Source organism: Xanthomonas indica, from assembly GCF_040529045.1.
GTDB lineage: Bacteria > Pseudomonadota > Gammaproteobacteria > Xanthomonadales > Xanthomonadaceae > Xanthomonas_A > Xanthomonas_A indica.
In genome coordinates this window covers 1,772,756-1,787,387 of sequence record NZ_CP131914.1, presented here as the reverse complement: position 1 = coordinate 1,787,387, position 14,632 = coordinate 1,772,756, and the positions used below count along the sequence as shown (strand labels likewise).

Here is a 14,632-nt window from a genome sequence, read left to right as displayed (position 1 = left end):
ACATGGCGCAAACAATGAAGGCGCTGGTCAAGCGCGACGCCGCCAAAGGCATCTGGCTGGAACAGGTGCCGGTGCCGGTCCCCGGCCCCAACGACGTGCTGATCAAGCTGGAAAAGACCGCGATCTGCGGCACCGACCTGCACATCTACCTGTGGGACGAGTGGAGCCAGCGCACCATCAAGCCCGGCCTGACCATCGGCCACGAATTCGTCGGCCGCATCGCCCAGCTCGGCTCGGCGGTCACCGGCTACGAGGTCGGCCAGCGCGTGTCGGCCGAAGGCCACATCGTCTGCGGCCACTGCCGCAACTGCCGCGGCGGGCGCCCGCACCTGTGCCCGAACACGGTGGGCATCGGCGTCAACATCAACGGCGCCTTCGCCGAGTACATGGTGATGCCGGCCTCGAACCTGTGGCCGATCCCCGACCAGATCCCCTCCGAGCTGGCCGCGTTCTTCGACCCCTACGGCAACGCCGCGCACTGCGCGCTGGAGTTCGACGTGATCGGCGAGGACGTGCTGATCACCGGCGCCGGCCCGATCGGCATCATCGCCGCGGGCATCTGCAAGCACATCGGCGCGCGCAACGTGGTGGTCACCGACGTCAACGATTTCCGCCTGAAGCTGGCCGCGGACATGGGCGCCACGCGGGTGGTCAACGTCGCCAACACCTCGCTCAAGGACGTCATGGCCGACCTGCACATGGAAGGCTTCGACGTGGGCCTGGAGATGAGCGGCAACCCGCGCGCCTTCAACGACATGCTCGACTGCATGTACCACGGCGGCAAGATCGCCATGCTCGGCATCATGCCGCGCGGCGCCGGCGCGGACTGGGACAAGATCATCTTCAAGGGCCTGACCGTGCAGGGCATCTACGGCCGCAAGATGTACGAGACCTGGTACAAGATGACCCAGCTGGTGCTGTCCGGCTTCCCGCTGGGCAAGGTGCTGACCCATCAGTTGACCATCGACGAATTCCAGAAGGGCTTCGACCTGATGGAAGAAGGCAAGGCCGGCAAGGTCGTGCTGAGCTGGTGAGGCGTCCGCCGCGCAGCGCGGCGTTGCCGGAAAACACGAAGGGCGCCTTGCGGCGCCCTTCGTCGTTTCACGGCGGCGATGCGATCAGAACGCGATCGTGCCCGAGACCACGACGCGGTGACCGGCCAGGCGCTCGGTGAAGTTCTCCGGACCCTTGTTGTCGGTGTCGTAGTAACCCACGCTCAGCGCCAGCGGGCCGACCATCTTGCCCACGCTGACGTTGTAGTCGGTGTAGTCCTGGTACGCGGTCAGCGCGCTTTCGTAGGTGGTGCGGCCGACGTGCGCGCCGACGCTGAAGCCCTGCGGCAGCGACCAGTTCCCGTCCAGCGCGTAGTAGAAGCTGTCCTTGTCCAGGTTGTACACGTTGTCGGTGTAGGCCACGGTCAGGGTGTAGGTCTTGAGGAACTTGGTCTTGGTGATCAGCTCGTTGTAGTTCAACCGGCCGGCGCCCGGGTAGCCGTAGCGGTTGACCATCACGTCGAAGTTCCAGTCCGGGGAGAAATCGACGTTGTAGCCGACGAAGCCATCGGTTTCCCAATCCGGATCGCCAGCGCCGAAGTCGACGTTGGAGCCCCAGGCGCCCACGTACAGGCCGAACGGCGAGGTGTAGGTGAGGCCGGCCTGGAACGCCGGGCCCTTGTCGGTCTGGGAGACGCCACGGAACACGTAGTCGCTGACCACGCCGTAGGAGCCGGTGATCGGCGAGGTGGGCTCGTCCTGGGCCAGGACGGTGAGCGGCGAAGCGGCCAGTGCGAGGGCCAGGGCGAGAGTGGTCTTGTTCACCGGTCATTCTCCTGCGGTTGACGAGGGTGGTTGCAACGTGGGGCGCGGCGCGCCTTCACGATTTTTTAACTGCTTTTACCTTGCAGCGCAACAACTTTCGTTCCGACCGAGGTCCCGGCGTGTCCGGCATCCAGGGATGCGCGCCAAGCGCGGACATCGCCAACGTGTCCTGATTGCCCGGTACTGACCAGCCCCGGTACTGACCAGCCCCGGTCCCGACCCGCACCGCGCCGCCACGCGGCAGCGACCGCCACCGTCATGCGCGGCAAATAGGACATGGCCTGCCCCGATCACGCCTCAGGCAGGGGCGGCGAACACCCCGAACCGGCGCGCGCGCAGATGCAGTGGCTGGCCCGGCGCGTAGTCGTGCGCCCCCTCGCCCGCCGGCAGTTCCACCTCCACCTCCACCTCGTCGCGGCCGTGCGCCAGCTGCGCGCGCAGGCGCAGGCGCGGGCCGCTGCGCTGGATCGACAGCACCGTCGCCGCCCAGCCTTCGCTGCCCGGTGCCAGATCTTCCGGCCGCACATACAGCTCGACCGGGCCGCTGGCCAGCGACGTCGGCGGTGCCGGCAAGGCCAGCCCGGCGACCTGCACGGCACCATCGTGCAGGCGTGCCGGCAAGCGGTTCACCGCGCCGACGAAGGCGTACACGAAGGGCGAGGCCGGCTGCTCGTAGACCTGCGCGGGGCTGCCGACCTGCGCGATCCGGCCGCGGTTGAGGATCGCCACGCGGTCGGCCAGCTCCAGCGCCTCTTCCTGGTCGTGGGTGACGAACACCGTGGTCAGGCCGGTGCGTTCGTGCAGCTCGCGCAACCAGCGCCGCAGGTCGCGGCGGACCTGCGCGTCGAGCGCGCCGAACGGTTCGTCGAGCAGCAGCACGCGCGGCTCGATCGCCAGCGCGCGCGCCAGCGCCACGCGCTGGCGCTGGCCGCCGGACAGCTGCGCCGGGTAGCGCCGCTCCAGGTCGTGCAACTGCACCAGCGCCAGCAGCTCCTGCACCCGCGCGCGGATGCGCGCCTCGGTCCAGCGCGCCTCGCGGCGCACGCGCAGGCCGAAGGCGATGTTTTCGTACACGCTCATGTGCTTGAACAAGGCGTAGTGCTGGAACACGAAGCCGACCCGGCGCGCCTGCACCGACAGTGCGGTGGCGTCCTCGTCGTGGATCAGCACGCGCCCGCGATCGGCATGTTCCAGCCCGGCGATCACCCGCAGCAGCGTGGTCTTGCCGGAGCCGGACGGCCCCAGCAGCGCCAGCAGTTCGCCCTGGCCGATGTCCAGGCCGACGTCGTCGAGCGCGGCGAAATCGCCGAAGTGCTTGCCCAGGTGTTGTACGCGGATGCTCATGGCAACCTCAGTGTCGGTGAGTGGCGGCCAGCGCCGCGCCGTGGCGCCAGTGCAGCCAGGACTTCACGGCGAGCGTCAGCAGCGCGGTCAGCGCCAGCAGGCTGGCGCAGGCGAAGGCGGCGCTGTAGGCGTATTCGTTGTAGAGGATCTCCACATGCAGCGGCAGCGTGTTGGTGCGCCCGCGGATGTGCCCGGACACCACCGACACCGCACCGAACTCGCCCATCGCCCGCGCACTGCACAGCAGCACGCCGTACAGCAGGCCCCAGCGGATGTTCGGCAAGGTCACCCGCAGGAAGGTCTGCCAGCCGCTGGCGCCCAGGCTCAGCGCCGCCAGTTCCTCGTCGTTGCCCTGCTGCTCCATCAGCGGCATCAGCTCGCGGGCGATGAAGGGAAAGGTGACGAAGGTGGTGGCCAGCACGATGCCCGGCAGCGCGAACACGATGCGCGGCAGGCGCAGCACCACCTCGCCCAGCAGCGGCAGGGACAGCCGCACGCCCTCGTCGATCAACGGCCAGGCCCAACCGTTGCGGCCGAAGATCAGGATGAACAGCAGCCCGGCGACGACCGGCGACACCGAGAACGGCAGATCGATCAGGCTCACCAGCAGGCGCTTGCCGGGGAAGCGATGCTTGCTGACCGCCCAGGCCGCGGCCACGCCGAACGCCAGGTTCAACGGCACCACGATCGCCGCGACCAGCAGGGTCAGGCGAATCGCCGCCAGCGCGTCCGGATCGGAGATCGCGCGCCAGAACACGTCGGCGCCGCTGCGCAAGGCCTCGACGAACACCAGCAACAAGGGCAGCAGCAGGAACGCCAGCAGGAACAGCAGCGCACCGCCGATCAGCAGCCGCTGCACCCAGCGCGGCTCGTCGACCACCGAGGCCGGCAGCTGCACCGGAACGGTGGCGGCGGCCCGCCCCGGGACGCGCGCGGCCAGCGCGGACACCACGGACGCCATCACGTCACCGCCCTGCCACGCCGCGCGAACCAGGCCTGTGCCGCGTTGACCAGCAGCAACGACAGCAGCGACAACAGCAGCATCGCCGCGGCGATCGCACTGGCGCCGCCGTAATCGAATTCCTCCAGGCGGATGGTGATCAGCAACGGCGCGATCTCGGTGGCATTGGGCAGGTTGCCGGCGATGAAGATCACCGAGCCGTACTCGCCGACCCCGCGCGCGAAGGCCAGCGTGAATCCGGTCAGCACCGCCGGCCACAGGGTCGGCAGCAGCACCCGGCGCACCGTCTGCCAGCGTCCGGCACCGAGCGTGGCCGCGGCCTCTTCCAGTTCGCGCTCGGCCTCGGCCAGCACCGGCTGCACGATCCGCACCACGAACGGCAGCCCGACGAACACCAGCGCCACGACGATGCCCAGCGGCGTGTAGGCGACCTTGATCCCGCCCGCGCCGCTGCCCTGCATCAGTGCGGCGTAGCCGAACAGCAGGCCACCGACGCCCAGCGCGACCAGGCTGAGCACGGCGAGCGTGCCGAGCAGGCGCTGCAGCGCGCGCAGCGGCGCCGGCAGCAGCATGTGGCTGCGTCGCAACAGCGCATGGCCGATGGCAGCCAGCGCCAGCAGCAGCGCCAGCCGCGGCCACCACCAGGCCAGCGCCGGCAGGCTGGCCGCCAACGCCTGCGCCGGCTGCTCCAGCCAGCGCCCGATCCAGCCGTTGCTGCCGTACAGCGCAGTCAGGGCGATGCCGGCCACCGCGGTAGGCAGGGCAAACGGCAGGTCGATCATCGCGTCGAACAGGCGCTTGCCGGGAAAGCGATAGCGCACGAACACCCAGGCCACCCAGGTGCCCATCACCGCATTGAACGCGGCCGCGGCCAGCGCGGTGCCGAAGCTCAAGCGCAACGCCGCCAGCACCCGCGGCTCGCTCCACACCCGCCACACGCCCTCCCAGCCCAGCCCGCTGGTCTTGAGCAGCACCGCAAGCAAGGGGATCAGCACCACCAGCCCCAGCCAGGTCAGGGTGATGCCCAGGCTCAACCCCAGGCCCGGCATCACCCGGCGCTGGCGCGGTGCGCGGGGAACGGCGGCGGCGGTCACGGCCATCGCGTCACTTGCTCGCCTGGATCTGGTCGAACAGGCCACCGTCGTCGAAGTGGGTGGCCTGCGCCTTGGCCCAGGACCCGAACGCCTGCTCGATGGTGACCAGGCGCACCTTCGGCAGCCGCGCCAGGTCGGCGCGGTCGGCGTACTCGGGGTGGCGCGGCCGGTAGTAGTGCCTGGCCGCGATCTTCTGCCCTTCCGGCGAGTACAGGTATTTCAGGTATTCCTCGGCCACCGCGCGGGTGCCGTGCTTGTCCACGTTCTTGTCGACCAGCGCCACCGACGGCTCGGCCAGGATCGACAGCTTCGGCACCACGATCTCGAACTTGTCCTGGCCCAGTTCCTGCTGCGCCAGGAACGCCTCGTTCTCCCAGGCCAGCAGCACGTCGCCGATGCCGCGCTGGACGAAGGTGGTGGTGGCGCCGCGCGCCCCGGTGTCCAGCACCGGCACGTTGCGGAACAGCGCGCGCATGTAGTTGAGGATGCGTTCGCGATCGCCCTTGAAGATGTGGTCGGCGTAGGCCCAGGCGGCCAGGTAGTTCCAGCGCGCGCCGCCGGAGGTCTTGGGATTGGGCGTGATCACCGACACGCCGCTGCGCAGCAGGTCGGGCCAGTCCTTGATGCCTTTCGGATTGCCCTTGCGCACCAGGAACACGATGGTCGAGGTGTACGGCGCGCTGTTGTCGGGCAGGCGCGTGGCCCAGTTCGCATCGATCAGCTTGCTCTTGGCGGCGATCGCATCGACGTCGTAGGCCAGCGCCAGTGTCACCACGTCGGCCTCGACCCCGTCGATCACCGCGCGCGCCTGCTTGCCGGAACCGCCGTGCGAGGTCTCCACCGCCACCTGCTCGCCGGGATGCAGTTGCGCCCAGTGCTTGGCGAAGGCGGCGTTGTAGTCCCGGTACAGCTCACGGGTGGGATCGTAGGAGACGTTGAGCAGTTGCGTCTCGGCGGCGGCCGCGGCCCCGGCGAACACGCACAAGGCGAGCGCGAGCAGCGGGCGCCAGCGGCGCGGCGGAAGGCTGGACATGGGCGGTTCTCCGAAAAGCACACAGACCGACGCCGCGGCCGATGCCCGCCGCGGACCATGACGCATGCTGCGCAGCGGCAGGCGGCGGGTGAAATGACTTCCGGGCAGCGGCTCATGCCATTTGTGCATGACGGCCGCGGCCGGCGCAGGCGCCGCGGTAAAATCGCCGCTTCTTTCCGCCGCGCGTGCCCGTCATGACCGACTCCCGCCTCACCCAGCACTACGCCGAGGAACTGGACGCGATCCGCGCCCAGGGCCTGTTCAAGTCCGAGCGCATCATCGTCGGCCCGCAGGCGGCGGAAATCGTCCTCGCCGACGGCCGCCGCGTGCTCAACTTCTGCGCCAACAACTACCTGGGCCTGGCCGATCATCCGGACCTGATCCAGGTCGCCAAGGACGCGCTGGACACGCACGGCTTCGGCATGGCCTCGGTGCGCTTCATCTGCGGCACCCAGGACCTGCACAAGCAGCTGGAAGCGCAGATCGCCGCGTTCTTCGGCACCGAGGACACCATCCTCTACGCCGCCTGCTTCGACGCCAACGGCGGCCTGTTCGAACCGCTGCTAGGCGAGCACGACGCGATCATCTCCGACGCGCTCAACCACGCCTCGATCATCGACGGCGTGCGCCTGTGCAAGGCCAAGCGCTTCCGCTACGCCAACTGCGACATGGCCGACCTGGAAGCGCAGCTGCAGGCGGCCGACGCCGCCGGCTGCAAGACCAAGCTGATCACCAGCGACGGCGTGTTCTCCATGGATGGTTTCATCGCTCCGCTGGACGAGATCACCGCGCTGGCGAAGCAGTACAACGCGCTGGTGCACATCGACGAATGCCATGCCACCGGCTTCCTCGGCGCCAGCGGCCGCGGCTCGGCCGAGGTCAAGGGCGTGCTGGACAAGATCGACATCTTCACCGGCACCCTGGGCAAGGCCATGGGCGGGGCGCTGGGCGGCTTCACCACCGGCCGCCGCGAAGTGATCGAACTGCTGCGGCAGCGCTCGCGGCCCTACCTGTTCTCCAACTCGCTGCCGCCGCACGTGGTCGCCGCCGGGAGCAAGGCGTTCGCGATGCTCGACGCCGCCGACGCGCTGCGCGTGCGCCTGGTCGAGAACACCGCCTACTTCCGCGAGCGCATGGCCGCCGCCGGTTTCGACATCAAGCCCGGCACCCACCCGATCTGCCCGGTGATGCTGTACGACGCGCCGCTGGCGCAGCGCTTCGCCGAGCGGCTACTGGAGGAAGGCATCTACGCCATCGGCTTCTTCTTCCCGGTGGTGCCCAAGGGCCAGGCGCGGATCCGCACCCAGATCAGCGCCGCGCACACCCGCGAGCACCTGGACCGGGCGATCGACGCGTTCACCCGCATCGGCCGCGAACTGGGCGTGCTCGCCGCCTGAGATGCGCGCCGCGCTGCGCCAACGGCTGTTGCTGGCGGCGCAGACCGACGCCCAGGCGGAGTCCGTAGCAGGCGGTTGGCGCAGCCGCTGCCTGCACTGCCGGCGGCGCCTGGATCTACGCGGCGACGGCGAACCGCTGGGCCACTGCTCGCTCGAACACGTGGTCCCGCAGGCCTGGTTCGGCCGCCGCGCCGCAGCGGCGCTCTGCGGCATGGTCGGCGACGATCCGAACGACGCGCGCAATCTCGCGCTGGCCTGTGCCGGCTGCAATCACGCCAAGGGCCGCCACCACGATGCGCGCGGGCCGCAGGACGCGCGCGCCCGCGAGGTGGTTGCCGCGTTGCTCAGCGCACGGCTGGCGCGCTGGCGTCCGCCGCCGGCGCCAACGCCGTGACTTCGGCGGCGCTGAGTGCGCGCCAGGCGCCCTTGCCCAGGTCGCCCAGCACCAGCTCGCCGATCGCCACCCGCACCAGCCGCAGCACGTCCAGGCCGAGCGCGGCGAGCAGCCGCCGGATCTGCCGGTTGCGGCCCTCGTCCAGTACCACCTCCAGCCAGGCATGGCGCTCGCCCTGGCGCAGCAGGCGCACCTGCTTGGCCCGCAGCGCTTCGCCCTCGGCGACCACGCCGTCGCACATCCGCGCCAGCAGCGCCGCGTCGGGCACCGCGTCCACCTGCACGTGGTAGGTCTTGTCCGGGCCGCTGCCCGGATCGGTCACCCGCGCCGCCCACTGCGGGTCGTTGCTGAACAGCAGCAAGCCTTCGCTGGCCTTGTCCAGGCGCCCGACCGGTGCCAGCCACGGCAGGCCGGCGCCATCGAAACAGCGGTACACGGTGTCGCGGCCGCGTTCGTCCTGCGCACTGGTGACCAGCCCGCGCGGTTTGTTGAGCATCAGGTACAGGCGTGCGGTGTCGGCCAGCGGCGCACCGTCCACGGCCAACCGGTGGCGGCCCTGCACGATCGGGAACTCGGGATCGGTGACGATGCGCCCGTCGACCGCGACACGGCCGGCGGCGATCCAGCGCGCGGCCTCGGTGCGCGAGCACAGGCCCAGCTTGGACAGGGTGCGGGCCAGGCCGTGACGCGGCGTGGCCGGTGCGGCGTCGCGCGCGGGCAGGCGCGGGCGCACGGTCGCCGTCGGGGACGACGCCGGACGGCGGGAACGCGGCGGCTTGGCCCCTCGCACTGCGCGAACGGGCGCGGCCGCGGGCGGCCGCGCGTCGAGCTCTTACTGCTTGTTGCCGTCGGCCGGCGCCGGCGCCTCGGCGGCGGCCGCCGGGGCCGGGGCCGGACGGGCCTTGACCACGCGGACGCCGCGCGCCTTCATCCAGGCGTCGAACTCCTCGGCGGTCATGCGCTTGCCGTTCTGGCTCATGTCGAACCGCCAGGGCGTGTTGTCGAAGGCGGTGGCCGGCTTGTAGGCGGCCGGATCGTTGGGCTTCACGGCGCCCGGGGTGGCGTTGGCCAGGCTCTGGCAGCCTTCGGCGCGCAGCCGCAGCAACACGCGGTCCAGCGACTGGTCGCTGCTGTAGGACTGGGTCAGCACGCCGCTGGGCATGCCCAGCTGCACGTTGCGGCTGAACAGTTCGGAAGCGACCGGTGCGGCGACCGTGGCCGGCAGCGCCAGCGGCTTGGGCAGCAGATCGCCGGAGCAATCCGGTGCGGCGTGGGCCGCAGGAATCAGGGCAAGCGCGAGCAGGCTGGCCGTCACGATACGCAGCATCGGTTTTTTTCCATTCAGGCGAGTCGACGAGCGAGTGTAGGCAGGCCCCGGCACGCTTTCAACTGTTACCGGCACTACATGCGCTAAATAATTGGGATTGCTGAAAAAGTTCAGCTTGGGACTGACATGGGCAGCGGTCAGCGACTGTGTCCTGCCGTAGGAGCGGCTTCAGCCGCGACAGGCTCTCCCAGAAAGCCCATCGCGGCTGAAGCCGCTCCTACGAAAAGCTGCGCGGACCAGGACGCTGCATTACCCCACCCCACAAAAACAAAGCCCGGCACGAGGCCGGGCTTTGCTTGAGACTGGAAGCGTCCGATTAGTTCTGGACGTTCAGCTCGGTACGACGGTTCTTGGCGCGGCCTTCCGGGTTGTCCGAACCATCCGGGTTGGTGTTCGGAGCAATCGGACGGCTCTCGCCGTAGCCGATCGGGCCAACCAGACGCGACGCGTCGACGCCGTTCTTCACCAGGTAGTCGTACACGACGCGGGCGCGGCGCTCGGACAGCTTCTGGTTGTAGGCTTCGGTACCCTTCGAGTCGGTGTGACCGGCAACCTCGACGCGCAGGTCGGGGTAGCGCTTCAGGATCTCGGTGGCCTCGCCCAGGATCGCCACGGCGTCCGGACGCAGGTTCGCCTTGTTGAAGTCGAAGTTGACGCCCTTCAGGTCGATCGACACCGGCACCGGGCAGCCGTCCGGACCGATGGTCTGGCCAGGCTGGGAGTTCGGGCACTTGTCGTCGCAGTTGTTGACGCCGTCACCATCGTCGTCCAGATCGGCGCAGCTCGGCGCAGCGGCCGGCGGCGGCGGCGGGGCGACCGGGGCAGCCGGCGGCGGGCCCAGCGGGATCACGACGCCGACCGAAGCCAGCACGTCGCCGAACCAGTTCTGCGACGGAGCGGCAACGCTCTGGTCGTCGAAGTCAGCGCGGTAGGCCACTTCGGCACGCACGGCAACGCGCTTGTCGAAGGTGGTCTGCAGACCGACGCCGGCCTTGGCGGCAAAGTTGCCGTCCTTGCGCTGGCCCGGGGAAACCGGACCGCCGGTGTCGAACTCTTCTTCCGAGCGCTGGTAGCCCAGGCCGAACAGCAGGTACGGGTTCCAGCCGCGGCCTTCCTGGATGAAGTGGCGACGCAGGTCGAACGAGATGCCGTACTGGCTCCAGTTCAGGTCCTGGTTGTTGTCGAAGTTCGGGTTCTGATAGTTCAGTTCACCGTCCAGCGACCAGTTCGGGTTGATGAACTTGCCCAGGCCCAGGGTGACGAAGGGCGCATCGTTGGTGGTGCGGTCCTTGTCCTGGAAGTTGAAACCAGCCGAACCGGTCAGGTACCAGCGGTCGTCGAATTCCTGCGCGGACGCTGCCTGGGCGACGGCCAGACCGCCCAGCAACGCGGCGGTGAGAATTTTCTTGTTCATTAATACAACTCCTTGTTTCGGGGAGATAGAAACCGGTAGAGGCATGGTTCAGTACAGATGTCTCGTCACATCCAGACGGCCGTTTCCGCACGCCATCGCCGCGCACATTATGCGCGGCATAGTGAAGATGGCGTTAACGAGCACGTAACATGTGAAAGTCAACGCCAGCCGCTGCCAGGCCGTGGATACACCGTATACAGGTTAATGAAATCGCGCAATGCGGCAGGCCCGTGACCGTTTGCGGTCGTAGACAAGGACCCACAGGGCGACCCAGGTCTCACCGCGGTCGCGCCCACGGCGGCGGATCGGCCAGCTCGGCCTGCATGAAGTCGACGAAGGCCCGCACCCGCGGCGGCACCAGCCGGCGCTGCGGCATCACCGCGTAGATGCCGGTCTCGGTCAGCGGGTAGTCGGCCAGCACCTGGCACAGCCGCCCCTGCCGCAGATCCTCGGCCACGTGCCATTCCGAATGCAGGGCGATGCCCTGGCCGTTGACGGCGGCATCGCGCAGCACCTCGCCGAAGTTGGTCTCCAGCGGCCCGGCCACGCGGACGGCGATTTCGCCGTCGCGCCCCTGCAGCCGCCAGGTGTCCTGCCGGCCGTCGCTGCCGGTCAACAGCAGGCAGGCGTGCGCGGCCAGGTCGGCCGGCGTGGCCGGGGTGCCGTGGCGGCGCAGGTAGTCGGGCGAGGCGCAGAGCATGCGCCGGTTGCCGGCCAGGCGCCGCGCGACCAGGCTGGAATCGCGCAGCGTGCCGATCCGGATCGCCAGGTCGAAGCCTTCGCTGACCAGGTCCACGACGTTGTCGCTCAGGTGCACGCTCAGCCGCACCTGCGGGTGCAGCGCCATGAACCGCGGCAGCAGCGGCGACACGTACAGGCGCCCGAACGCCGCCGACATCGTCACCCGCAGGGTGCCGGCGGCGGCGACACCGGCCTGGCGCAGGCCGCCGGCCAGCGATTCCAGGTCCTCGACCAGCGGCCGCCCCTGCTCGGCCAGTTGCAGGCCTTCCGGGGTCGGGTGCAGGCGCCGCGTGGTCCGGTGCAGCAGGCGCACGCCGAGCGCGCGTTCCAGCCGCTGCAGCCGCTGGCTGGCCACCGCCACCGACAGGTCCAGGCTGCGCGCGGCGGCGCTGATCGAACCGAGGTCGAGCACGCGCAGGAACAGGGCGATGTCGCCGATCCGGTCCATTGTGTGGATTCCATTGAAAGTCGTTCAATATTTTTACTGTTTTTACTGAGAACCTGCAGGCCTAGGCTGCCCGTCCTCCCGCCACTCCGGAGCCGCCGCATGGCCGCCTCGCTCGCCTCACCTCCGCATCCGCCCGCTGCCGGGCGCACTCCGCTCGCGCTGTACGCGCTGACCGCCGGCGCCTTCGGCATCGGCACCACCGAATTCGTGATCATGGGCCTGCTGCAGGTCGCTGCCGACCTGCAGGTCAGCGTCCCCGCTGCGGGACTGCTGATCTCCGGCTATGCGCTGGGCGTGTTCCTCGGCGCACCGCTGCTGACCGTGGCCAGCCGGCGCTGGCCGCGCAAGCGCGTGCTGCTGGCACTGATGCTGGTGTTCACTGTCGGCAACCTGGCCTGCGCCCTGGCGCCGAGCTATGCGGCGCTGATGGCGGCGCGGGTGGTGACCTCGCTGGCGCACGGCACCTTCTTCGGCGTCGGCGCGGTGGTCGCGACCACGCTGGTGCCGCCGCAGCGCAAGGCCTCGGCGATCTCGACCATGTTCACCGGCCTCACCGTCGCGACCCTGCTCGGGGTGCCGGCCGGCGCCTGGCTGGGCCTGCAGTACGGCTGGCGCGCCACGTTCTGGGCGGTGGCGGCGATCGGCGCGCTGGCCACCGTGGTGATCGCGGCGCTGGTGCCGGCCGACCGCGATGCCACGCCGGCGCCGCCGCTGCGCGAGGAACTGCGCGCGGTGGGCCGCGCGCCGGTGCTGCTGGGCCTGGCGACGACGGTGCTGGGCTATGCCGGCGTGTTCGCCGTGTACACCTACGTGCAGCCGCTGCTGACCCAGGTCACCGGGGTTTCCGATAGCGCGGTGTCGCCGCTGCTGCTGGTGTTCGGCGTGGGCATGATCGTCGGCAACGTGCTCGGCGGGCGGCTGGCCGACCGCCGCCCGCGGCAGGCGCTGCCGCTGAGCCTGGGCGTGCTGGCCGTGGTGCTGGCGGCGCTGACCCTCGCCCTGCCCTCGGCGCCGGCGATGGCGCTGGGCATCGGCCTGCTGGGCGTGGCCGCGTTCGCCACGGTGGCGCCGCTGCAGGTGTGGGTGCTGGGCAAGGCCGGCGAGGCCGGCCGGCATCTGGCCTCCAGCCTGAACATCGGTGCGTTCAACCTGGGCAATGCGCTGGGTGCCTGGCTCGGCGGCCTGGTGCTCGGCCATGGCGGCAGCCTGTCGCAACTGCCGTGGGTGGCGGCGCTGCTGACCCTGGCCGGACTGGCGGTGGCGCTGGGCGCGCTGCGGTTGTCGCCGGCCACCGCCTCGCGCGCGGCCAGCACCGGTGCGGACTGCACCGCGGGCGGTGCGGCATGAGCCGGACGCTGGCGAAGGCCGCGCTGACGACAGCGCTGCTGGGCACGCTTGCGCTGCCGGCCGGCGCCGCGCCGCGCGACTGGATCGCGACCTGGCAAGCCAGCCCGCAGCCGCTGTGGGGCGCGGACTTCCCGTTCCCGACGCAGACGCCGTTCCACCTGTGGCGGCAGACCGTGCGCCAGGTGGCGCGGGTCAGCCTGGGCGGCAACGAGGTGCGGGTGGAACTGAGCAACGCCTATGGCGATGCGCCGCTGCACATCGGCGCCGCGTCGCTGGCGCTGGCCGGCGATGGCGCTGCGACCCTGCCCGGCTCGCAGCGGCCACTGCGCTTCGGCGGCAAGACCGAGGTGACTGTGCCGCCAGGCGCGCCGGTGCTCAGCGACCCGGTGACGCTGCGCGTGCCGGACCTGGCCCGGCTCAGCGTCAGCCTGTACCTGCCGCAGCCCACCGCGCCGTCCACCTTCCACTGGGAAGGCCTGCAGAGCGCGTGGCTGGCCGACGGCGAGCACACCGCCGACACCACGTTGGCCGGCGTCAGCGCGCTGCCGGTGCGGCTGTTCGTCAGCGGCATCCAGGTGCGTCGCGCCGACGCCGTCGGCGCAGTGGTGGCGCTGGGTGACTCGATCACCGACGGCGCCGCCTCGACGCCGGGACAGGACCGGCGCTGGCCGGACCAGTTGGCCACGCGGCTGGCGGCGCAACGGGTGGCGGTCCTCAACGCCGGCATCTCCGGCGGCCGCGTGCTGCGCGACCGCATGGGCCGCAACGCGCTGGCGCGGCTGGACCGCGACGTGCTGGCGCAGCCCGGCGTGGAGACCCTGATCCTGTTGATGGGCATCAACGACATCAGCTGGTATGCCACGCCGTTCGCGCCGGACGACGTCCCCGTGTCGGCCGAGGAACTGATCGCCGGCTACCAACAACTGCTGCAGCGCGCGCAGGCGCGCGGCCTGCGGGTGATCGGCGCCACCCTCACGCCGTTCGAGGGCGCGCTGCCCGACTCGCCGATCCCCGGCTACTACAGCCCGCAGAAGGACGCCGTGCGCCAGCAGGTCAACGCCTGGCTACGCGCCGATAACGGCTTCGACGCGATCCTGGATCTCGATGCGCTGCTGCGCGACCCCGCACATCCCACGCGGCTGCGCGCGGACTTCGACTCGGGCGATCACCTGCATCCCGGCGACGCCGGCTATGCGGCCATCGCCGAGGCCGCCGCGCAACTGCTCGGCGCCGACGCGCCCGCTGCACCGGCCACGTCCGCGGCCGTCACCTCCGCCAGCGCCGCCGCGCACTGACCTGCCTCCCCTTCCCACCA

13 protein-coding genes and 2 pseudogenes are annotated in these 14,632 nt (G+C 70.3%); 5 read left to right on the top strand and 10 right to left on the bottom strand.

All coding sequences use genetic code 11. From position 1 onward, the window contains the following. Positions 1-2 precede the first annotated feature (2 nt). The gene (tdh, locus tag Q7W82_RS07755; protein WP_184502529.1) at positions 3-1,034 is read left to right on the top strand and encodes an L-threonine 3-dehydrogenase; all 1,032 of its coding nucleotides are present in this window, start codon (positions 3-5) and stop codon (positions 1,032-1,034) included. Positions 1,035-1,118: 84 nt separating this feature from the next. Here tdh and Q7W82_RS07750 read toward each other — a convergent pair whose 3' ends face one another. The 6 genes and pseudogenes from Q7W82_RS07750 to Q7W82_RS07725 form a co-directional block, all read right to left on the bottom strand. Beyond that, entirely contained in the window at positions 1,119-1,817 is a 699-nt protein-coding gene (locus tag Q7W82_RS07750) for a TorF family putative porin (RefSeq protein ID WP_019796739.1), read from the bottom strand. Positions 1,818-2,114: 297 nt separating this feature from the next. Further along, positions 2,115-3,161, bottom strand: a complete 1,047-nt coding sequence (locus tag Q7W82_RS07745; protein ID WP_242160351.1) for a sulfate/molybdate ABC transporter ATP-binding protein — start codon at positions 3,159-3,161, stop codon at positions 2,115-2,117. Positions 3,162-3,168: 7 nt separating this feature from the next. After that, positions 3,169-4,122 carry a sulfate ABC transporter permease subunit CysW gene (cysW, locus tag Q7W82_RS07740; protein WP_242160350.1) on the bottom strand — a complete coding sequence of 318 codons (954 nt, stop codon included), beginning with the start codon at positions 4,120-4,122 and terminating at the stop codon, positions 3,169-3,171. Beyond that, positions 4,122-4,562 (bottom strand): annotated as a pseudogene (locus tag Q7W82_RS07735) (ABC transporter permease subunit); the annotation flags it as partial. The gene cysW and the pseudogene Q7W82_RS07735, both read right to left, overlap by 1 nt. 156 nt (positions 4,563-4,718) lie before the next feature. After that, positions 4,719-5,222: pseudogene (locus Q7W82_RS07730) on the bottom strand (molybdate ABC transporter permease subunit); the annotation flags it as partial. A gap of 4 nt (positions 5,223-5,226) precedes the next feature. After that, positions 5,227-6,249, bottom strand: a complete 1,023-nt coding sequence (locus Q7W82_RS07725) for a sulfate ABC transporter substrate-binding protein (RefSeq protein WP_242081654.1) — start codon at positions 6,247-6,249, stop codon at positions 5,227-5,229. Positions 6,250-6,443: 194 nt separating this feature from the next. Between Q7W82_RS07725 and kbl the strand changes: the two genes are divergently transcribed. Together kbl and Q7W82_RS07715 are read left to right on the top strand one after the other, a co-directional pair. Continuing rightward, positions 6,444-7,646, top strand: a complete 1,203-nt coding sequence (gene kbl, locus Q7W82_RS07720) for a glycine C-acetyltransferase (RefSeq protein WP_242160349.1) — start codon at positions 6,444-6,446, stop codon at positions 7,644-7,646. 1 nt (position 7,647) lies between these two features. Beyond that, positions 7,648-8,040, top strand: a complete 393-nt coding sequence (locus Q7W82_RS07715) for an HNH endonuclease (RefSeq protein ID WP_184502534.1) — start codon at positions 7,648-7,650, stop codon at positions 8,038-8,040. Here the strand turns inward: Q7W82_RS07715 and Q7W82_RS07710 are convergent. The 4 genes from Q7W82_RS07710 to Q7W82_RS07695 all read right to left on the bottom strand — a co-directional run bounded on the left by Q7W82_RS07710 (position 7,991) and on the right by Q7W82_RS07695 (position 11,970). Next, entirely contained in the window at positions 7,991-8,773 is a 783-nt protein-coding gene (locus Q7W82_RS07710) for a pseudouridine synthase (protein ID WP_242160348.1), read from the bottom strand. The two genes, Q7W82_RS07715 and Q7W82_RS07710, sit on opposite strands and share 50 nt — an antisense overlap. 99 nt (positions 8,774-8,872) lie before the next feature. Further along, a complete protein-coding gene (locus Q7W82_RS07705) occupies positions 8,873-9,367 on the bottom strand; it encodes a hypothetical protein (RefSeq protein ID WP_242160347.1) in 495 nt (164 codons plus the stop codon). 316 nt (positions 9,368-9,683) lie between these two features. Then, the gene (locus Q7W82_RS07700; protein ID WP_242160346.1) at positions 9,684-10,781 is read right to left on the bottom strand and encodes an OmpA family protein; all 1,098 of its coding nucleotides are present in this window, start codon (positions 10,779-10,781) and stop codon (positions 9,684-9,686) included. A gap of 277 nt (positions 10,782-11,058) precedes the next feature. Beyond that, positions 11,059-11,970: a LysR family transcriptional regulator gene (locus Q7W82_RS07695; protein ID WP_242160345.1), complete on the bottom strand. Its 912-nt coding sequence runs from the start codon at positions 11,968-11,970 to the stop codon at positions 11,059-11,061. Positions 11,971-12,069: 99 nt separating this feature from the next. On the opposite strand from Q7W82_RS07695, the gene Q7W82_RS07690 reads away from it, so the two are divergent. Further along, positions 12,070-13,317 (top strand): MFS transporter, encoded by a 1,248-nt coding sequence (locus tag Q7W82_RS07690; protein ID WP_242160344.1) that lies wholly within the window; start codon positions 12,070-12,072, stop codon positions 13,315-13,317. Beyond that, positions 13,314-14,612, top strand: a complete 1,299-nt coding sequence (locus Q7W82_RS07685) for an SGNH/GDSL hydrolase family protein (RefSeq protein WP_242160343.1) — start codon at positions 13,314-13,316, stop codon at positions 14,610-14,612. Before Q7W82_RS07690 ends, Q7W82_RS07685 begins: the two co-directional genes overlap by 4 nt. The last annotated feature ends 20 nt before the right edge of the window (positions 14,613-14,632 follow it).